This is a genomic window from Flavobacterium chilense, from assembly GCF_001602525.1.
Lineage (GTDB): Bacteria > Bacteroidota > Bacteroidia > Flavobacteriales > Flavobacteriaceae > Flavobacterium > Flavobacterium chilense.
In genome coordinates this window covers 334,970-356,287 of sequence record NZ_LSYT01000006.1, presented here as the reverse complement: position 1 = coordinate 356,287, position 21,318 = coordinate 334,970, and the positions used below count along the sequence as shown (strand labels likewise).

Annotated in this window: 18 protein-coding genes and 1 pseudogene; 16 read left to right on the top strand and 3 right to left on the bottom strand. The window is 33.1% G+C overall.

The genetic code is table 11. The annotated features are described in order from the left end of the window. The first annotated feature begins 1 nt into the window (after position 1). Both A4F88_RS15455 and A4F88_RS15450 read left to right on the top strand, forming a co-directional pair. Entirely contained in the window at positions 2-1,024 is a 1,023-nt protein-coding gene (locus tag A4F88_RS15455) for an aminotransferase class I/II-fold pyridoxal phosphate-dependent enzyme (RefSeq protein WP_068843542.1), read from the top strand. 125 nt (positions 1,025-1,149) lie between these two features. After that, positions 1,150-1,614, top strand: coding sequence for a DUF1456 family protein (locus A4F88_RS15450; protein ID WP_068843541.1), 465 nt, complete (start codon positions 1,150-1,152; stop codon positions 1,612-1,614). Between the two features lie 131 nt (positions 1,615-1,745). Here A4F88_RS15450 and A4F88_RS15445 read toward each other — a convergent pair whose 3' ends face one another. Further along, positions 1,746-2,453: a LytR/AlgR family response regulator transcription factor gene (locus A4F88_RS15445; protein ID WP_068843540.1), complete on the bottom strand. Its 708-nt coding sequence runs from the start codon at positions 2,451-2,453 to the stop codon at positions 1,746-1,748. Positions 2,454-2,456: 3 nt separating this feature from the next. Further along, entirely contained in the window at positions 2,457-3,497 is a 1,041-nt protein-coding gene (locus A4F88_RS15440; RefSeq protein WP_068843539.1) for a sensor histidine kinase, read from the bottom strand. Positions 3,498-3,717: 220 nt separating this feature from the next. Here A4F88_RS15440 and A4F88_RS15435 point away from each other — a divergent pair, with 220 nt between their 5' ends. Then, on the top strand, positions 3,718-4,521 hold the full coding sequence (locus A4F88_RS15435; RefSeq protein ID WP_068843698.1) for a DUF5694 domain-containing protein: 804 nt from the start codon (positions 3,718-3,720) through the stop codon (positions 4,519-4,521). 302 nt (positions 4,522-4,823) lie between these two features. On the opposite strand, the gene sucC is transcribed toward A4F88_RS15435, so the two are convergent. Continuing rightward, on the bottom strand, positions 4,824-6,017 hold the full coding sequence (gene sucC, locus A4F88_RS15430) for an ADP-forming succinate--CoA ligase subunit beta (protein ID WP_068843538.1): 1,194 nt from the start codon (positions 6,015-6,017) through the stop codon (positions 4,824-4,826). Between the two features lie 415 nt (positions 6,018-6,432). Here sucC and gltB point away from each other — a divergent pair, with 415 nt between their 5' ends. The 13 genes and pseudogenes from gltB (at position 6,433) to A4F88_RS15365 (ending at position 21,287) form a co-directional block, all read left to right on the top strand. Next, positions 6,433-10,950, top strand: coding sequence for a glutamate synthase large subunit (gene gltB, locus A4F88_RS15425; protein ID WP_068843537.1), 4,518 nt, complete (start codon positions 6,433-6,435; stop codon positions 10,948-10,950). 99 nt (positions 10,951-11,049) lie between these two features. Further along, positions 11,050-12,504, top strand: a complete 1,455-nt coding sequence (locus A4F88_RS15420; RefSeq protein WP_068843536.1) for a glutamate synthase subunit beta — start codon at positions 11,050-11,052, stop codon at positions 12,502-12,504. 779 nt (positions 12,505-13,283) lie between these two features. Continuing rightward, positions 13,284-14,510: pseudogene (lysA, locus tag A4F88_RS15415) on the top strand (diaminopimelate decarboxylase); the annotation flags it as partial. 319 nt (positions 14,511-14,829) lie between these two features. After that, a complete protein-coding gene (locus A4F88_RS15410; protein ID WP_068843534.1) occupies positions 14,830-15,363 on the top strand; it encodes a hypothetical protein in 534 nt (177 codons plus the stop codon). Between the two features lie 87 nt (positions 15,364-15,450). Beyond that, positions 15,451-15,840, top strand: a complete 390-nt coding sequence (locus A4F88_RS15405) for a helix-turn-helix domain-containing protein (RefSeq protein WP_068843533.1) — start codon at positions 15,451-15,453, stop codon at positions 15,838-15,840. Between the two features lie 90 nt (positions 15,841-15,930). After that, positions 15,931-16,647, top strand: coding sequence for a hypothetical protein (locus A4F88_RS15400; RefSeq protein ID WP_068843532.1), 717 nt, complete (start codon positions 15,931-15,933; stop codon positions 16,645-16,647). Between the two features lie 38 nt (positions 16,648-16,685). After that, positions 16,686-17,135 (top strand): hypothetical protein, encoded by a 450-nt coding sequence (locus A4F88_RS15395; protein WP_068843531.1) that lies wholly within the window; start codon positions 16,686-16,688, stop codon positions 17,133-17,135. Positions 17,136-17,317: 182 nt separating this feature from the next. Beyond that, positions 17,318-17,713: a VOC family protein gene (locus tag A4F88_RS15390; protein WP_068843697.1), complete on the top strand. Its 396-nt coding sequence runs from the start codon at positions 17,318-17,320 to the stop codon at positions 17,711-17,713. 214 nt (positions 17,714-17,927) lie between these two features. After that, on the top strand, positions 17,928-18,293 hold the full coding sequence (locus A4F88_RS15385; RefSeq protein ID WP_068843530.1) for a hypothetical protein: 366 nt from the start codon (positions 17,928-17,930) through the stop codon (positions 18,291-18,293). 111 nt (positions 18,294-18,404) lie between these two features. Beyond that, on the top strand, positions 18,405-18,956 hold the full coding sequence (locus A4F88_RS15380) for a hypothetical protein (RefSeq protein WP_068843529.1): 552 nt from the start codon (positions 18,405-18,407) through the stop codon (positions 18,954-18,956). A 73-nt stretch (positions 18,957-19,029) separates the two neighbouring features. Then, positions 19,030-19,806: a hypothetical protein gene (locus A4F88_RS15375; protein ID WP_068843528.1), complete on the top strand. Its 777-nt coding sequence runs from the start codon at positions 19,030-19,032 to the stop codon at positions 19,804-19,806. 141 nt (positions 19,807-19,947) lie between these two features. Next, on the top strand, positions 19,948-20,706 hold the full coding sequence (locus tag A4F88_RS15370) for a hypothetical protein (RefSeq protein ID WP_068843527.1): 759 nt from the start codon (positions 19,948-19,950) through the stop codon (positions 20,704-20,706). Positions 20,707-20,819: 113 nt separating this feature from the next. Next, entirely contained in the window at positions 20,820-21,287 is a 468-nt protein-coding gene (locus A4F88_RS15365; protein ID WP_068843526.1) for a DUF1572 domain-containing protein, read from the top strand. The last annotated feature ends 31 nt before the right edge of the window (positions 21,288-21,318 follow it).

Here is a 21,318-nt window from a genome sequence, read left to right as displayed (position 1 = left end):
AATGAAAGTAGAAAAATTCCCTGATCGCATTGTTGAAATTGACCAAGAACAATATTTGTATTTTGGCGGAACTGCCTATTTAGGCTTACCAACCCATAAGGTTTTTCAGGAATTGGTTATAAAAAACATTTTAAATTGGGGAACAACGTATGGTAGTTCCAGAACAGCTAATATTCAATTAACGGCTTATGATGCGGGCGAAAAGTTTTTAGCGTCTCATATAGGTTCAGAAAGTACCGTTACGGTTTCCTCCGGAATGCTGGCTGGAAAACTGGTTATTGATTTAATGAAAAAACAGACTGATTGTTTTTTTCATTTGAATGATACGCATAATGCTATTCAAACTGAAAATAGTTTTCCAATATTCTTAAACGGAAATTTAAACAGTCGCCTATTAAATTCTGAAACTGAAAAAATAACAATCCTTACAGATGGTGTTCCTTCATTTGAAACAAAACCTGCCGATTTATCGTTTTTAGAAAAAATTTCAAAGAGCAAAGAAATCACATTAGTGATTGATGAATCGCATTCGTTAGGAATTACAGGCAAAAACGGTTCTGGAATTTATTCTTCTATTTCATTTCCGATCAAAAGAAAAATTTTAGTTTCGTCTCTTGGCAAAGCTTTTGGATTAACAGGTGGTGTTATTGCTGCAGATTCTCAATTCATTGCAGCAATAAAAGAACTTGAAACTTTTACCAGTGCAGCAGGAATGAATCCGGCTTTTGTACAAACGCTTTCTGATGCCGCAGCAATTTATAAAGCACAACATCAAAAATTACTGGATAATTTGAGCTATATCGATTCGGTTTTAATTAAAAATGGGAATGTCAAATTTGACAAAAGCTATCCTCTGATTTATTTATTATCCAATGAATTAGTTGAAAAACTAAAACAGGAAAAGATTATTATTGCGAGTTTCAAATACACCAAAGATGCCGAACCTTTAAATCGAATTGTGGTTACTGCCAATCATTTAAAAGAAGATTTGGATAAATTAGTTGACGTTTTAAATAAAAATTAGTCATAATCCGAGCGATAGCGAACAGGCGAAGCAATTCACAAATTATTTTTATTCTCAAAGATTATGAGAAATAATTCGTGAATTCGTGGCTAAAAAATAAACCGTACCTTTGTAAAAAATAAACGATGACAAATAACGATATACTTAAAAAACTTCGCGTGGCTTTGATGTTGCGTGACGACCAAATAGTTGAAATTTTAGAATTGGTAGATTTCAGAATTTCAAAATCAGAATTGGGTGCTTTTTTCAGAGCCGAAGATCATCCAAATTATATGGAATGTGGCGATCAGGTTTTGCGTAACTTCCTAAACGGATTAGTGATTCATTTAAGAGGAACAAAAGAAAATCCAAAAAATCCAACCGATGTTTTAGCCAAGCATAAAGCAGAGATTCCAAAGAAAGAAAATACTAAAGAAAGACCTGAATTTAAAGCAAGTCCAAAGGATTCAGAAAAAGCAAGAGGTGATCAAAGTCCATCAAAGTCAGGTTCATCAGCTGGAAAACCTAAAAAGAAATCATTTCCAAAAGGAAATGGAAAACCAGTTATTGTAGAAAAAGTAGTTTTCAAAAACGGGAAAAATAAGAAATGATTTAACCGCAAAGATTTATACAGAGTTCATAAAGTTTTTATTAGCCACGAATTCACGAATCATTTCTCATAATCTTTGAGAATAAAAATTCGTGAATTCGTGGCTATTATTTTGAACAGATAAATTTGCAGTTAAATTTTGTTCTCTTCTATTTTTTCAAAGAAAGCATCTTTAAAAGTTGCACCAATCGGGAGTTCTTTTCCACTTGTAAAAACAGAAAAATTATCTGTCGATTCGATATGTTTTAGAGAAACAACATACGATTTATGGATCTGAATAAACTCATTTTCGGACAGCGATTCTTTTATACTTTTTAATGAAGAATGTGTGATGATTTGTTGTTTTGAAGTATGAATACAAACATAGTTCTGAAGACTTTCGACATAAAGAATATCACTCAAAAAAATCTTCTGAAATTTATTCTTTCCATCCGTTTTAATAAACAAAAAGTCGGGTGCATTATTCTGATTTGAAACAACCGCTTTTGGCTCAGAATTCAGCTTAGAAACCGCCTGATAAAAACGTTCAAAAGCAATTGGTTTTAACAAATAATCAATAGCATTTAACTCAAATCCTTCCAGGGCAAAATCAGGATAAGCCGTTGTAAAAATTACCTTTATATCTTTAGAAATAATCCTTGAAATCTGCAAACCGGTTAACTGCGGCATCTGAATATCCAAAAAGATAACATCAACTGTTTGTGTATTCAGAAATTCTAAAGCTTTTAAGGAATCATTAAAAACGCCCACTTTTTCAAGAAAATGAACTTTTCCTATATAGTTTTCTAAAATTCGTGTTGCTGGCGGTTCGTCATCAACTATGATACATTTAAAACTCATTGGTTATTTTTTTAGTGGTATTTTTAAATAGGTTTTAAAGATATTGTTTTCTGCTGTTTTTTCGAGTACAAATTTCTCTTTATAGGTATATTGCAGCCTTTTGGTCAGGTTGTCAAAACCAATCCCGGTCGATGAATAATGTTCGCCTTCAACAACATGATTGAATGTTGAAATTTCCAGAAAATCATCTTTTATTCTAATTAAAATTTTAGCCATCTTTTCAGGATCATTTAGTTTTCCGTGTTTAAATACATTTTCAACAAAATGAATCAATGCCGAAGACAGAATTTTTCCATCATCATAATTTCCTTCAATAGAAAAATCAAGATACAACTGATCTTCAAAGCGTTTTTTCTGTAAATGAATATAGTTTTGGATAAACTGAATTTCTTTAGAAAGAATCGCTTCGTCTTTATCTGTTTCTGTAATGACATAACGAAGCAAATCAGAAAGAACCAAAACATCTGAAGCCATTTCGTCGTCTTTTAAAATCAACTGACTGTAAAAAGAATTCAGTGTATTAAATAAAAAATGCGGGCTTACCTGTGCTTTCAGCATTTGAAATTCGGCTTTTTTGTTTTCTAAAAGCAATTCCTGATTTTGCTTGTAGGATTCCTGAAATTGCCAAAACAAATAACTCATAACACTTAAAGCTATAGATGGCAATCCGAAGAAAAAGTTATCCTGAATATAATATGCAACTTCGCGACTTTTCTCGGCATAATTATGAATTCCGGTAATTTCGAAAATAACTATTTCCTGAAAAAAATAGCGAACTCCTGCAAAAATCAATAAAGACACCGGAATACTTAAGACGTATAATACAATTTTTTTTTTGTTTAAAAACCAGTAACAAAAAATATAAAAATTTAAAAGATAAACAACAAAAATAGAAAGCACAAAACTAGTGTTAAACATAAAATAAAGGCTACTAAAAACGAATTTAAGTCCTTTATTATTAACTGCAATATCCCACAAATAAAAGGTAATTGATAAGCCCAGAAAAAGAAGAATATGATAGTAAAAAGGAATTTTTGGTTTCATAATAATGTTGTTGTTATTTCAAAAATACAACTATGTGTTTATATCAATGCCATATTTATATAAAACTGCTATTTTCTGTGATGAACGATCTAAAATGATACACGAATTTTTTCAACAGTAATTTCATGTGGTTAGTGATTTGAAATTTGGTGTTCATCAAAAAACTAAAATTTCCCCTGAAAAGCATGATACATTTGTCCTGAATTTAAAACAAATCATCATGAAAAAAATCGCCTTATTATTAGTTTTTGCAATCGCATTTAATACTGTTTCTGCACAATCAAAAAAGAAACAAATATTATTACTTGGAACTTTCCATTTTGAAAATCCGGGACTGGATGTAGCCAAAACAAATACATTTAATGTTATGTCTGATAAGAGTCAGAAAGAGTTGGAAAACATTACCAATAAAATTAAAAAGTTCGGTCCTGATAAAATTTTCGTTGAATGGAATTATGAGAAACAAGATAAACTTGATAAATTCTATGCTAGAAATTCAGACAGCTTATTTCGTGTAAAAGCTGATGAAATAGTGCAAGTAGCCTTAAGATCTGCTAAAAAATTAGGTCATAAAAAATTATACGGAATTGACTATCAACATGCTGACTTTCCTTATGACAGTTTGGTAAACGGAATGAAAGCAGCCAATCAATTTGACCTGATCAAAATAAACGAAGAGACTATGAAGAAATATGAAAACGATCAGAATCAAAAAATTGCAAAATATTCTTTAACAGAATTGCTTTTGGATATCAATACCCAAAAATCTAATGAGGAGAATCTTGGCTGGTATCTTCAAACAGCTACTAAAGGTGGCAAAACAAACGATTTTGTGGGCGCTTATTTAGTTTCTGAATGGTACAGAAGAAATCTCTATATGTATGCTTTAATTCAGAAATTAACTGAAAGCAAAGACAATAAAATAATGGTTTTATTGGGTGCCGGACATACCGCAATGATTAGAGAATTTGTTGAACACAACCCTGATTTTGAAATTGTAGAACTGGCGACGGTTTTGAAATAAAAGATTCAAACTGCACGAATTTTTACCGCAAAGTTCGCAAAGTTTTTTTAGCCACGAATTCACGAATTATTTTTTTATAATCTTTGAGAATAAAAATTCGTTAATTCGTGGCTATTTTAAACAAATAGCTTTGCGAACTTTGCGTTTATATAAAATCTTGTGAGTAAAAAAACTTTGCGTGCTTTGCGGTTAAATCTTCCTACTATTAAATTGACCACAAAAAAAATCCCTCCGAATAATCGAAGGGATTTTTATATATTAAAGAGAAGATGCACTGCTGTGCATCTCTACAATATTATTTATTAAGATAATGCAGCTTTAACTTGATCAGCAGCTTCTTGAAATTGAACAGCTGATAAAATTGGCATACCTGAATTGTCAATTAATTCTTTTGCAATTTCAGCATTTGTTCCTTGCAAACGAACGATAATTGGCACATTGATAGCATCACCCATGTTTTTGTAAGCATCAACAACACCCTGAGCAACACGGTCACAACGAACGATACCACCAAAGATATTAATTAAGATAGCTTTTACGTTTGGATCTTTTAAGATAATTCTAAAAGCTGTTTCAACACGTTTTGCATCAGCAGTTCCTCCTACGTCAAGGAAGTTTGCAGGCTCAAAACCAGCATATTTAATTAAGTCCATAGTTGCCATTGCAAGACCAGCTCCGTTTACCATACATCCTACAGTACCGTCAAGGTCAACATAGTTTAGACCAACTTCTTTAGCTTCAACTTCGATTGGATTCTCCTCACGGATATCTCTCATTTCAGCATATTTAGGTTGTCTGTATAAAGCGTTATCGTCGATGTTAACTTTAGCATCAACAGCTAAGATTTTGTTATCAGAAGTTTTTAAAACCGGGTTGATTTCAAACATAGAAGCATCAGAACCAATGTAAGCATTGTATAATGAATCGATGAATTTAACCATTTCTTTGAAAGCATTTCCAGAAAGACCTAAATTGAAAGCAATTCTTCTAGCCTGGAAACCTTGTAATCCAACAGACGGATCAACTTCTTCAGTAAAGATTAAGTGTGGAGTGTGCTCAGCAACTTCTTCAATATCCATTCCACCTTCAGTAGAATACATAATCATATTGCGTCCTGTAGCTCTATTCAATAAAACAGAAACATAAAATTCAGAAGTTTCACTTTCACCAGGATAGTATACATCTTCTGCTACTAATACTTTGTTTACTTTTTTACCTTCAGCCGGAGTCTGAGGAGTAATCAATTGCATTCCGATAATTTGTTCTGCAATTTCTTCAACTTGTTGCAAGTTTTTCGCTAACTTAACTCCACCACCTTTTCCGCGTCCACCTGCGTGAATTTGTGCTTTTATTACATGCCATCCTGTACCAGTTTCGGCAGTTAATTGTTTTGCAGCAGCTACAGCTTCAACCGCATTGTTAGCCACAATTCCGCGTTGAATGCGTACTCCGTAACTTGCTAAAATTTCTTTTCCTTGATATTCGTGTATGTTCATAATATAGAATTTGTCTGGTTCTGAATTTATTTCAGAATAAAAGTGCGACAAAAGTAGCAAAATTCAACTTAATAGTAAAATCTTTTTCAATTAAAAAACGATTGAGATATCTCCAAAACGTTTATTCTTTTTCAATGCAAAGAAATAGTTAACTAAACAATTTGTTAATATTAACTGAAAACCACTAAAACGTTTGATATTTAACAAAAAATTCACTGGTTTTCCTAGTCATTCGACGATTTTTCTTAATATATTTTAGTTCGGATTGTCAATTTATCAATTCGCAATGGTTAATATAATATTATTATCAATTAAGAACCCTTTTTCTAATATTACTACAAAAATGAAAGCGAATATATAATTTCGCTACATTATGTTTAACGAAATCTTTATTTTTGTAGAAAAAATATCAAGAATGAAAGTTAAAGAACAAGGGCTTTATTTGCCTGAATTTGAACACGACAATTGTGGTGCAGGATTTATTTGTAATTTGAATGGTATTAAGTCAAATGATATTATTCACAAAGCATTAGACATCTTAATTAAATTGGAACATCGTGGTGCCGTTAGTTCTGATGGAAGAACTGGAGACGGAGCAGGGATTTTGTTTGACATCCCTCATGATTTCTTTAAGAAAGTATGTGACTTTGAAATCCCTGAAACGCGTGAGTATGCAGTAGGAATGGTTTTTTTACCAAAAAGCAAAAACCAGGTATCTTTTTGTATGAATGCATTTGAAGCAACCATTAAAGATCAAAATTTAAAGATCCTGGGTTGGAGAGATGTGCCTGTTGAAGTGGAAAATTTAGGGCAAATTGCCGCAGAAAAAGAACCAACAGTTAAACAGGTTTTTGTTAGCAAAAACGGTCAGGATTTAACTGAACAAGAATTTAATGCAAAACTTTTTGCAGCTAGAAAAATTGCAGAACATGCCGTAAGAGGATCTAAAACCTCAGAAAGTCATATGTTTTATTTTACTAGTTTATCGACTACTACTATAATATATAAAGGTCTGTTGATGCCGGAAGACATCAGCCGCTATTATATTGATTTAAAAGATCCCGATTTAGTGACTCGTCTGGCGTTAGTGCACCAGCGTTTCTCTACCAATACATTCCCGTCATGGGATTTAGCTCAACCGTTTAGATACATGTGTCATAATGGTGAGATCAACACACTTCGTGGAAACGTAAGCCGTATGCGTGCTCGTGAAGAACTTATGCAAAGCAAAGTTTTTGGCGATGATATCAAAAAACTATTCCCAATTATCTTAGAAGGAAAATCAGATTCTGCTTCTATGGATATGGTAGTAGAACTTTTATTAATGACAGGTCGTTCATTACCGGAAGCAATGATGATGGTTGTTCCTGAAGCCTGGGAAAAACACCAGACCATGTCTCCTGAAAAAAGAGCCTTCTACGAATTCAACGCTTGTATCATGGAGCCTTGGGACGGTCCGGCTTCTATTCCGTTTACAGATGGTAACGTAATTGGAGCTTTACTGGACAGAAACGGATTGCGTCCTTCTCGTTATACTTTAACGAAAAGCGGATTCGTAATCATGTCATCTGAGATTGGTGTATTAGATATCGATCCGGAAGATGTAATTCAGCACGGTCGTTTAGAGCCAGGAAAAATGTTTCTGGTTGATATGAACGAAGGTCGTATTATTGAAGACGAAGAAGTTAAAAAAGCAATCGTTACAAAACGTCCTTACCAGCAATGGATTGACGAAAACTTATTACCATTAGCGAAAGTTCCATACACTAATAACCCTACTCCGGTTGAAAAATTAGATTTCGTAACCAGACAAAAGTTATTTGGTTATACGATTGAAGATTTAAAAACAATCATCAACCCAATGGGAGGTCAGGGAGCTGAAGCCATTAGTTCTATGGGTAACGATACACCATTGGCAGTGTTATCAGATCAGCCTCAGTTATTGTACAACTATTTCAAACAATTGTTTGCTCAGGTTACCAACCCGCCTTTGGATGGTATTCGTGAAGAAATTATTACTGATATCAGTTTAGCTATTGGAGGCGATTTCAATATTTTTGAAATTGAATCTAAGCAATGTAAAAAATTAAAAATCCAAAATCCGGTTATTTCTAATGAGGATTTGGATAAAATCAGAAACATTGATCACGCCGATTTCAAATCAGCTACAATTTCTACTTTATATAAAATAGAAAAAGGAGTTAACGGTTTAGAGCGTGCGCTTGAAAAATGCGTTCAGGCAACTTACAAAGCTGTTTCTGAGGGATGCAATATTATCATCTTATCAGACAGAGGGGTTAGCGAACAATTAGCTCCAATCCCAATGTTATTGGCTTGTTCTTATATTCACCATTCTTTGAATATTTTACAGGTTCGTTCTAAATTCGGAATCATAATCGAATCGGCTGAACCACGTGAACCGCATCATTTTGCTTTATTGTTTGGATACGGTGCAAGTGCTATCAATCCATACATGGTAAATGAAATCATTCACGATCAGGTAGCGCAAGGTTTCATTACCGGAGTAAAAGCAGATTATGCCGTTGTAAATTACAACAAAGCGATTGCAAAAGGTATCGTTAAAATCATGAACAAAATTGGTATCTCTACATTACATTCTTACAGAGCTGCCCAGATTTTCGAGATTTTAGGTTTAAACAAAACATTTACCTCTAAATATTTCCCTTACACACCATCGAGAATCGAAGGAATTGGTTTAATGGAAGTTGAAAAAGAGGTTAAAAAACGTTTCCAAAAAGCTTTCCCAAATTCAAAAGTAGCAAGTTTGCTTTCTCTTGAAATTGGAGGTATTTACAGATGGAGACGTGGCGGTGAAAAACACATGTTTAACCCAACCACTATTTCTAAATTACAACAGGCAGTTCGTTTAAACAGCCCTGAAAGTTATAAAGAATACTCAAATGCCGTTAATGAGCAAAGCTCAAACTTAATGACCATTAGAGGTTTATTTGAATTCAACAATCTTGACCCTATTTCTATTGATGAAGTAGAACCTTGGACAGAAATTGTAAAGAAATTCAAAACCGGAGCTATGTCTTACGGTTCTATCAGTCAGGAAGCGCACGAGAACCTAGCGATTGCCATGAACAGAATTGGCGGAAAAAGTAATTCTGGAGAAGGTGGAGAAGATCCAAGACGTTTCCAGAAAGAAATCAACGGAGATTCCAGAAACAGTGCAATTAAACAAGTAGCCTCAGGACGTTTTGGTGTTTCGATCAACTATTTGACAAACGCTAAAGAAATCCAGATTAAAATGGCTCAGGGAGCAAAACCTGGTGAAGGTGGACAATTACCTGGAGAAAAAGTGGTGCCTTGGATTGCCGAAACCAGAAACTCTACTCCTTATGTAGGTTTGATTTCGCCTCCTCCTCACCACGATATTTACTCAATTGAAGATTTATCTCAGTTGATTTACGATTTGAAAAATGCAAACCGTGAAGCACGTGTTAACGTAAAATTAGTTTCTGAAGTTGGAGTTGGAACCATCGCTGCCGGTGTTGCCAAAGCAAAAGCTGACGTGATCCTAATTTCTGGTTACGACGGAGGAACAGGAGCTGCACCATTAACTTCTTTACAACACACAGGTATTCCGTGGGAACTTGGTTTAGCTGAAGCGCAGCAAACTTTGATCTTAAACGATTTAAGAAGCCGTGTAGTTTTAGAGTGTGACGGACAGTTAAAAACAGGTCGTGACGTTGCCATCGCTGCTTTATTAGGAGCTGAAGAATTTGGTTTTGCAACGGCTCCGCTTGTAGCTTCCGGATGTATCATGATGAGAGCTTGTCACTTAAATACTTGTCCTGTTGGTATTGCAACTCAGGATCCTGAATTGAGAAAAAATTTCAAAGGAACTCCGGAGCACGTAATCAACTTCATGTATTTTATTGCTGAGGAGTTAAGAGAAATCATGGCGCAGTTAGGTTTCAGAACCTTAAAAGAAATGGTGGGTCAGTCACAAAAATTAAATGTGAACAAAGCCATCAAACATTACAAAGCAAATGGTTTAGACTTATCACCAATTCTATACAAACCGGAAAAAGCGAAAACAGAGCCAAATCACAATACAACTACACAAGATCACCAACTTGAAAACGTATTGGATTTTGACATCATCAAAGAAGCGATTCCGTCTATTTACAGAAAAGAAAAAACAAGAGTAACCTTTAAAATTAAAAATACAGACCGTTCTGTAGGTGCGATTTTGAGTAATGAAATCTCAAAAATCTACGGCGCACAAGGATTACCTGATGACACTATTTTAGTTGATTTTGAAGGTTCTGCCGGACAAAGTTTTGGTGCTTTTGCAACAAACGGATTGTCATTTAAAATTCACGGAAACTGTAATGATTATTTAGGAAAAGGGCTGTCTGGAGGAAAACTAATTGTAAAAGTACCTCCTACTGCAACCTTCAAACCTGAAGACAATATCATTATCGGGAACGTTGCCCTTTACGGAGCTATTACCGGAGAGGCTTATATTAATGGAATGGCCGGTGAGCGTTTCTGTGTTAGAAATTCTGGAGCAACAGCAGTTGTTGAAGGAATTGGAGATCACGGATGCGAATACATGACCGGTGGTACAGTAGTAGTTTTAGGAAAAACAGGAAGAAACTTCGCGGCTGGTATGAGCGGTGGTGTAGCTTATGTTTACGATCCAAATAAAAAATTCGACTCAACAGTTTGTAACATGGAAATGGTTGCATTTGATCCGTTGGAAGAAGAGGACATTACAAAACTAAGACGATTGATCAAAAATCATTCATTGTATACCAGCAGTCCATTAGCAAAAAGAATTTTAGCAGACTGGGAAAACCAACAACAGCACTTCGTAAAAGTAATGCCAACTGATTACAAAAAAGCATTACAACGAATTGCAGAAGAAAAACAAATAGAAGAATTAATAGCTAATTAAAAAAGGTTCTGAGGTACTAAGTTTCTGAGGTACTAAGTTTTGAGTTTTCAACTCGCTTCTTACCTCTCACATCTCACAACTAAATCTAATTAAAAAGTCATGGGTAAAATAGGCGGATTTAAAGAATATAACAGAGCCGACGAAAGTAATGTAGCAGTAGCAGAACGTGTTTCGAACTACAACGAATTTACTATTCCGTTAGCAAAAGATAAAATAAAAGAACAAGGTTCAAGATGTATGGATTGTGGTATTCCTTTTTGCCACAGTGGTTGTCCGTTAGGGAATTTAATTCCGGACTTCAACGACATGGTACATCAGGAAGAATGGCAGAGTGCATTAGAGATTTTACAATCTACTAATAACTTTCCGGAATTTACAGGACGCTTATGCCCTGCTCCATGCGAAAAAGCATGTGTATTAGGAATCATCAAAGATCCTGTATCTATCGAAAACATCGAAAAAAACATTGTAGAAAGAGGTTTCGCCGAAGGATGGATTAAACCACAGGCACCAAAAACAAGAACTGGTAAAACAGTTGCCGTTATTGGTTCAGGACCTGCAGGTCTTGCAGCTGCTCAGCAATTAAACAGAGCCGGACACACGGTTACTGTTTTTGAAAGAGACAACGCAATTGGAGGTTTATTACGTTACGGAATCCCTAATTTCAAATTAGAAAAACAAATTATCGACAGACGAGTTGTTATCCTTGAAGCAGAAGGAATCACTTTTAAAACTAATGTAAATGTTGGAGTTAACTTTAGTGTAGAAGAATTAAACCAATTCGATTCTATCGTTTTATGCGGAGGAGCAACTGAAAGAAGAAGCTTGCCAACTAAAGGAATCGAAAGCAAAGGCGTTGTTCAGGCAATGGATTTCTTAACACAGCAAACTAAAGTTTTATTTGGAGAATCAATTCCGGATCAGGTAAAAGCAACTGGTAAAGACGTTATCGTTATTGGTGGTGGAGATACAGGTTCTGACTGTATTGGAACTTCAAACAGACACGGAGCAAAATCAGTAACTAACTTTGAGATTTTACCAAAACCTCCAGTTGGAAGAAGTGAAACAACTCCTTGGCCTTTCTGGCCGTTGCAGCTTAAAACATCATCTTCTCACGAAGAAGGCTGTAACAGAAACTGGTTAATCAATACGAAAGAATTCATTTCTAATGATAAAGGTGAATTAACCGGATTAAAAACAGTTGAAGTACAATGGAAAATGACTCCTGGTCAGCGTCCTGAATTAATCGAAAAAGAAGGATCAGAAAAAATCTGGCCTTGCGATTTAGCTTTATTGGCTTTAGGATTTACAGGTCCGGAGAAAACACTAAGCGAGCAATTAGGAATCGAAACTGATTTTAGAAGCAATTACAAAGCAACTAATTATCAAACAAATGTTCCTCACATTTTCACTGCAGGTGATATGCGAAGAGGACAATCATTAATCGTGTGGGCTATTTCAGAAGGTCGCGAAGCAGCAAGAGAGGTAGATTTGTTCTTAATGGGCTCTACCAACCTGCCTACTAAAGGAAATGGAGATTTACCGAGTCTTTAATTTTAAGGTTCTGAGAAACTAAGATGCTAAGGTTCTAAGTTTTTTTTCTTAGCATTTTATTTAATCTTTATTCCGATAAACAACATAACTACTAATAAACCCTTGAATTTATATTCAGGGGTTTTGTTTTTTTGCGATATTTTTTTTTCCACAACTCGAACGACAGTGAACAGGTAAAGCAATTCACGAATTACTCTAATTTCTTTTTTTTCTGGCTGGTTTCTATTTCAATATAGCCCGTGGTTTCAACCACGGGAACGCAATATATGATTACGTTCAAATCCGTAACGTTTCCCGTGGTTGAAACCACGGGCTATGTTTTAGCATTTTGCGAAAATAAAAATTTGTGGGAATTCGTGTTATTCGTGGCAAAAGAATATTTTGAAGCATCACAATTAGCATTTTAACAAACATAGTTCCCGCTTTCGGCTACATCTCTCATCTCTCCGTTCCACTAAGAGGATATCGCTTCTATCGGGGCTAAATTCAAACATTCGGCTTCTTTTAAAAATTAGAATAAAAAAGAAATCCATTTAATCTGTGCAATCTGTGGCAAAAAACAATTTCAATAGCATTTAAGAATAAGTTAAATTCGTGAATTCGTGGCAAAAAACCTTTGTATCTTTGCACCTCTGCCTCTTTGAACCTCCTACAACGTTACAAAATTCGAAAACAAGCAAGTTTTTGTTTAAAAACAAACAATTTGTTACAATTTGTTATTTTTCTACAATTAATTTGCAGTTACTCAAAAGTGTAATAACTTTGCTCAAAATGATTTAAAAATGCAAGCAAAAGATTTACTGCAGTTAGCAGACCAATTTGGAAGTCCATTGTATGTTTACGATGCTGAAAAAATCCAATCTCAGTACAACAGATTAACTAAAGCTTTCTCTAAGGTAGAAAACTTAAGAGTTAATTACGCCATGAAGGCATTGTCAAACGTTGCGATTCTACAGTTATTAAAGAACATGGGGTCTGGTTTAGATACTGTATCAATTCAGGAAGTTCAGTTAGGACTTCATGCTGGCTATGACCCTGACAAAATTTTCTTTACACCAAACGGCGTTTCTCTGGAAGAAATCGAAGAAGTAGCCGCAATGGGTGTACAAATCAATATTGATAACTTATCTATTCTGGAGCAATTCGGAACAAAACATCCACATATTCCGGTATGTATTCGTATTAATCCACACGTAATGGCGGGCGGAAATGCTAATATTTCTGTTGGACATATCGATAGTAAATTCGGAATTTCTGTTCACCAGATTCCGCATATCTTACGAATTGTAGAGAACACAAAAATGAGCATTGTAGGGATTCACATGCACACAGGATCTGATATCTTAGATATCGAAGTATTCTTGTATGCAGCTGAAATCTTATTCGATACTGCTAAACATTTCAAAGATTTACAATTCTTGGATTTCGGAAGCGGATTCAAAGTGCCTTACAAAAAAGACGATATCGAAACCGACATCGAAGAATTAGGTAAAAAATTATCTAAAAGATTCAATTCATTCTGTTCAGAATACGGCAGAGATTTAACTTTGATTTTCGAACCAGGAAAATTCCTTGTGAGCGAAGCAGGTTTCTTCTTAGCAAAAGTAAACGTAGTAAAACAAACAACATCAACAGTTTTCGCCGGAATCGACAGTGGTTTCAACCACTTAATCCGTCCAATGTTTTACGGTTCACAACATTATATCGAAAACATCTCAAATCCAAAAGGAAAAGAGCGTTTTTACTCTGTTGTAGGATACATTTGCGAAACCGATACTTTTGCCAACAACCGCAGAATCTCTGAAATTACCGAAGGCGATATTTTAGCCTTCAGAAACGCAGGAGCATATTGTTTCTCTATGTCATCCAACTACAATTCAAGATACAAACCAGCCGAAGTCCTATGGAAAGACGGAAAAGGAATCTTGATTCGTGCACACGAAACATTCGAAGATTTACTTAAAAACCAAATTCCGTTACCGCAAGAAGTTGCTGCTACGGTTTAACAATAGAAAAAAAGAGAATATCACTTTAATCCTGTTTCTTAATTGAAGCGGGATTTTTTTTTTTAGATCTTTTAGACTTCTTAGACTTTAGACTTCATAGATTTTCTTGAAACCGATTGTCAGGCTGAGCGAAGTCGAAGCCCGCTCAAAGTAACCACAATGCTTGTTTTCGTAGAGTTTATCGACACAGTTTATCATTTCGACAAAGGAGACTCGAGCGATAGCGAACAGACGAAGTAAATCTTCGCAAATAACTCTACAAAATCTCGAATTAAAATTTATTTAATACCTTTCCTTATTCTTTTGCAAAACCTCTTAAATGAACTTTGAAGTACTTAACATTCGTAGAATAGACTCTACAACAGGAAATTTCAAATTACATGAAGATTATATTCTTTCATACGATCATTTTGATGGATGGTCCGAAAGATTATTAAGATTAGGAATTTATATTGATATCATTTTTGAATGCAAAGCTGAGATAAGTTTTTACACAAAAAATCAAGACAAATTCGAAAAACAGTTTGAATGCGAAATGCCCTCTGAAATTAAAACTGTAATTTTAGAGATCTTAAATCTCGACCATGTCGTATTAAAACATTATTATGCTGATATGTTCTTAGAAGATGAAACCCGGCAGAATTATGTTATTAATCATTACGGAAAATCACATAATATTACAATAGGAACTTTGCTCAAAAAAATGCAGTCAGAAAATCCAACCGAAGAATTATTTTTTCTTTTAATTGATCTTTTCAAGAAATGGCGAGAAGAAATTTATCAGGAATGTTTAAAGGAATTAACTCCATCTAATCAGGTTTCAATTAACGAAAAACGTAAACGAAAGAGATAAAAGCTTTGAAAAGCGAAAATCAATTCTATCAGAAAAAACATATTTTATTTTCATTTAAATAATGAAAAAATTAAATACCTTTGAAATATGAGCACGACATCAAAACTAAAACATATCGGCAGAAACATCAGCCGAATCAGAGAACTTAAAGGTATGAAGCAGGAAGCCCTTGCGTATGCAATTGGATTAAGCCAGCAAACTATTTCCAGTATTGAAACAAGCGAAATAGTTGACAAAGAAAAGCTTGAAAAAATCGCCGAAGCACTTGGCGTTACTGTAGAAGCGATTGAAAATTTTTCAGAAGAAAATGTATTTAACTATTTTAATACTTTTCATGAATCTGTTACGGGAAGTTTCATAACTAATAATTCTTGTAATTTCAATCCACTTGATAAAGTTGTAGAACTTTACGAACGCTTGGTTCAGGCTGAAAAAGACAAAGTAGAATATTTAGAAAAATTACTAAAAGGAAAATAATTCCTTTACATATAAAATTTATGAAAGCACAAATATCTCTTTAATTTGTGCTTTTTTTGTAAATGCTAATCTACTAACCACAATATTTCTATGAAGAAGTTGTTGCTTTTCGCATTATTTGTTTTATCTACTGCTTGTAATTTCAATTCAAATAACAAAACTGATTTTAGTAACAAAAAAGAGAATTCTGAAATTAAAAAAGAAAATCGGCAATTAAATTCGGATATTTTTCTAACCGATACTTTAGCCATTAATAAGCATTATTACATTCAAAAATCAAGAAATAAATCTTTTTATTGTCTTACCTCTATTAATGGTGATACAATCATAAAGCCTGCCGATTACTATTTTGATATCGAATATTTAGATATTAACGAAGATGGATATGATGATATTCGTATTTATTTTGTTAGTAACATTCCAAATCAATGTGATAATTACTTATATAATAAAGAACTTCAAAAATTCATTCTTATTCAGGACTGTGAGCTTGATATCCAAAAAATTAAAGGAGTTCCATTTTATTATTCATATAATAAAGCGGGTTGCTCTGACCTAAACTGGGAAAGTCATTTAAGTAAAATTGAAAACTTTAAGCTAATAAATTACGGTTACATATTAGGGCACGGTTGTGATTTTGAGGTTGAAAAAAATCCCCAATCAATATCTGTTTATAAAATAATTAGCCCAAAAGCTATGAAATTAATTCAAAAGCTTCCTTATCTCAAAAATATTCCTAAAAATGAAGACAAATGGAGTTTTATAGAAAGGTATTGGCAAAAGAATTATAGAACATTTGAGAAATAAAATCCTATTTTTATCATTCCAAATCAAACCCAAAACAAATGAAATTCACAATTACCCTATCAACACTATTCCTACTATTCACAACAAATTTATTCAGTCAAGCCCTAGCCGATTTAAAACTAAAACCCAAAGAAATTCCTAAAACTTATATTTTAAGCGACGGTAATATTTGTATTACGCCTCAGGCCTGCACTTTTTATAATGATATAGAAACCTACAGTAATATTGTGGGAACTGTAAAAAGTAAAGCCATTCAGAGTTTTAAAAGTAAAACAGATCGCGGTTCTATACTATATTTTGAGTTTGAGCACACGTTCAAAGGTGATCGTTTTCTGCAAGGATTGTTATGGGGAAAAGACGGTCAGCCAACTGATGAACATCCCGAAGAATATCTTGCAAAAGGAAAGTTTCTGATTATTTGGAGTTTTCGTCCGGACAGCACTATTAAGGAAAAATCAGAAACTAAAATAGAAGCACTTTTACCATAAAAACAAACCCTTATTTGAAAAACTTTTTTATTGTTTTGACTCTAAGTAAAAGCTATTTAACACTTTACAAAATCAAAAAACACAATTCTTTTCTTATTCATAACTTATAAAATTCATAAATTTACTGGTATGCTATTTTTTTAACGGCTACAATTAAATTCTAATTTTTTAAAATGAACCTTATGAAAACGAAAAAAATATGGGCCAATTTAGCTGTAGAAAACTTAGACCGAACAACCAAATTCTACAGCGATTTAGGATTTACACCAAACGGACACAATACCAACAAAGAGCTTAGAAGTTTTCTTTTTGGAGATGCCAATTTTATCATCCATTTTTTTGTAAAAGAGCGATTTAAATGGGCTGTAAATGGTGAAGCAACAGACTTAAAACTTGGAAATGAAATTATATTTTCGCTTTCTGCCGAAAGCAAAGATGAGGTAGACCAATGGTTAATTGTTGTTAAAAAAGCGGGCGGAAGTATTTTTGCAGAACCTCAGGATTATGGAAAAGGATATTTCTTTGGTTTTTCTGATCCTGATGGGCACAAATTCAATGTTTTATACTGGCCGGAATAAAACAGAAACTGGATCGAATACTCAATTTCCTGAATTTGAATAAAAAGAAGAATTTTAAAAAACGTATTTGCGACAGATATAAAATTGGAAAACTTCATTTAGCATTCACCTTTTAAGCATACTTTTGCTTTTGAAAAAGCTTCAGAAAAGTAAATACTAATGCCTGAATTATTCTGAATGCTCCTATTTCAATAATTTTACAAAAAAAGCAACAATGAAACCACAAACACGAATTCTGTTTTATTCAATATTATTCTTCTTATACCTTACTTCTACTTCATTTATTCTCTCTTTGGGTCAAATTTTAAAAACTGATCCGTATATCACCTTAGGCGTTGGTTTTGCTGTTTTAAATCTCATTTATTCCTTTTTAGGATTAAAATGGAAACCATTACTAAACATCATTTTATCTATAGTCATTGCTGCCTCAGCATTATTCTTAGCAGTACAGTTTTCTAATTTACGTTTACTTTCAGATTATGATCCTTATTTAGTTAAAACAGCCATATTTACCAATGCTGTACTTTCGATTATATTTTGGGAGATTGCATATCAGGTAAAGATTAGAAAAACAAGTTAAAATGCTACTCCGCATAATACAGCCCATTTTTACAGATTAAAAAAATCTATATTTCTGTACGTATTTTTTTACATTCGCATTCTAAATATTTCAATGCCAAAATAATTAAATATGAAAATTAGAGTTTTAATCTTACTGTCTGTAATCGCAGTTTCCTGCAAAAAAGAAATCAAAACAGAAACACCACAAGTTACCACAAAAGATTCTGTTGAAGTTACTCCAAAACAAGAGACCAAAATTAAAGAAAGTGACACTATCGTAATTTCAACCAAACACAAAACAAACAAAATTATCTGCGATTTAGATGGTGACGGGAAAAATGAAACCGTTGAAATTGTACGAAGCACAAAAAATAACAAAAGTGGTTTAAGAATCATTTTTGGAAACGGAGCAAAAACAGATTATTTCGGAATGGGAAATACTGTTTTACAACAAGGTTTTGACGAAATTGACTGGGCCGGAATTTTTGAAAAAGCACCAAAAGGAGAAATTGTCTGGAACAATGTAAATGATGATGGTGAAATTATGGGCGATGAAGAGATAAAAGAAGAAGACAAAATAAAACTGCCAAATGACGGAATCTTTATTCATGCCGAAGAAAGCTGCGGAGGCGGGATTATTTACCTGAAAAACGGAAAATACGAATGGGTTCAGCAGGAATAGATTTGCATAGAAGCAATTTAAAAACTTCTTAATTAATAGTCTTTTAATTAAATACATTTTAAAATCAATTTCAATGAAGCAGATCTTTTTACCTTTTGTTTTTCTTATTTTAATATCCTGTAATAAAGAAAATAAGACGAACTCTAACATAAAACCTGAAACAGCAATAAAAACTGAAGATTCGCTAGTAAAAAAAACTGTTTCTGATACAGCCAATAAAGTAAGTCTTGGTGATTATGAAGAATATGAAAAGCTTCCAAAATTAATTGTTGACTCCATTTCTGAGTCAGAGTTTAACCAACTTAAAACAACAAAATACCTAGAGAAAATTAATCCCGAACAAAGTGGCAATTTTTTCTATATCCAGACTGAGCGTAAAAAACACAAGTTTAAAAAATACAAAGATTATGGTGGCGAAGAAAGCTGGAGTGGTTATGAGTTATTGGGTTATTATACCAACTTAAAATTGTTTGCAGTTACAGAAAATTCTACCTCAGAAAGTCTGGGCTTTGGAGGACTATTTTTATTAGATGCAACTAATGATTATCAATATAATATTGCTTCTTTTGGTGACGGAAGTGTTGAATTGCCAATTCCATCAGTAAACAATAAATATCTTGTTTATTATTACAACTCAGTTTATGAAAGCCAAAATTGTGAAATAGGAGTTTTAAAAATCAATGATAAAACAAATCCAAAAAAATATTTAACTGAAGCTGCCAGTTATAAATCAGACAATTTTAAAATTGAAAAAATCATCTGGAAAACTGATCAGGTTTTCTTTATAAAGGGTTATAAAGAAGTTGAGAACAAAAACTTGTATTCTTATTATAAGGCTGAAATTAAATAAAGTCACCGGACACTTTGGTTTTCTAATGTAAAAAATAATCATTTATCTGAAGAAAACAGGAATAGATTTGCATAGAAGCAATTTAAAAACTTCTTAATTAATATTTTTCTTTGAACTAAATACATTTTAAAATCAATTTCAATGAAGCGGATCTTTCTACCTTTTGCATTTCTTATTTTAATTTCCTGTAATAAAGAAAACAAGACGAACTCTAACATCAAAAATAAGGATTCTGTATCAAGAGAAACTGTTTTGGATACAAGCAAAGAAATAACAATTGGTTATTATTATACATATGAAAAGCTTCCAAAATTAGTTGTTGACTCTATTTCTGAAACAGAGTTTAACCAACTTAAAACAACAAAATACTTAGAAAATATTGAACCCGAGCAAAGTGGTGATTTTTTCTTTATTCAAACTGAACATAAAAAATATAAATTTAGAAAATATAAAAATTATGCGATCAAAGAAAATAGGAGTGCTTCTGAGTTATTAGGCTATTATACAAATTTAAAGTTGTTTGCAATTGCAGATAGCTCAACTTCAGAATATTTAGGCTTTGGAAAATTATTTTTATTAGATTATACGAATGATTATCAATACAATATTCTACCTTTTGTTGGCGGAAATGTCATGCTGCCAATTCCGTCCGTAAACAATAAATATTTTGTTTATTATTACAACCCAGTTTATGAAAGTCAAAATTGTCAAATTGGAGTTTTGAAAATCAACGATAAAACAAATCCAAAAAAATATTTAACTGAAGCTGCCAGTTATGAATCAGACAATTTTAAAATTGAAAAAATCATCTGGAAAACCGATCAGGTTTTCTTTATAAAGGGTTATAAAGAAGTTGAGAACAAAAACTTGTATTCTTATTATAAGGCTGAAATTAAATAAAGTCACCTGATACTTTAGTTTTCTAATGTAAAAAATAATCATTTACCTGAAGAAAACAGGAATGAATTGAGCAGAAACAGATTTATCAAATTTAATTTAAAACTATTTAGATTATGAAAAGTACTCTTGAAATTGCAAATCGTTTTAAAGAAACTATTTTAAACGGAACCTGGATTGCCAATACCAATTACAAACATCAGCTGGAAAATTTAGACTGGAAAATTGCCACAACTCCCGTAAAAAACTTAAATACTATTTCGGTTTTAGCACAGCACATTCATTACTATATCAACGGAATAAATAGTGTTTTTAAAGGCGGTACACTCGATATAAAAGACAAATTTAGTTTCGACTTTCCTCCTATTCATTCGCAGGAAGAATGGAATACTTTTTTAACTAAATTCTGGGCTTCCGCCGAAGAGTTTACCTTTTTTATTGAGCAAATGCCCGAAGAAAAATTAGATCAGGTCTTTGTTGATGAAAAATATGGAACTTACAGAAGAAATATTGACGCGATGATTGAGCATAGTTATTATCACTTAGGACAAATTGTACTGATCAGGAAACTATTAGCAGCATAAAACACATCATTTTAAAGCCAAAATAACTTAC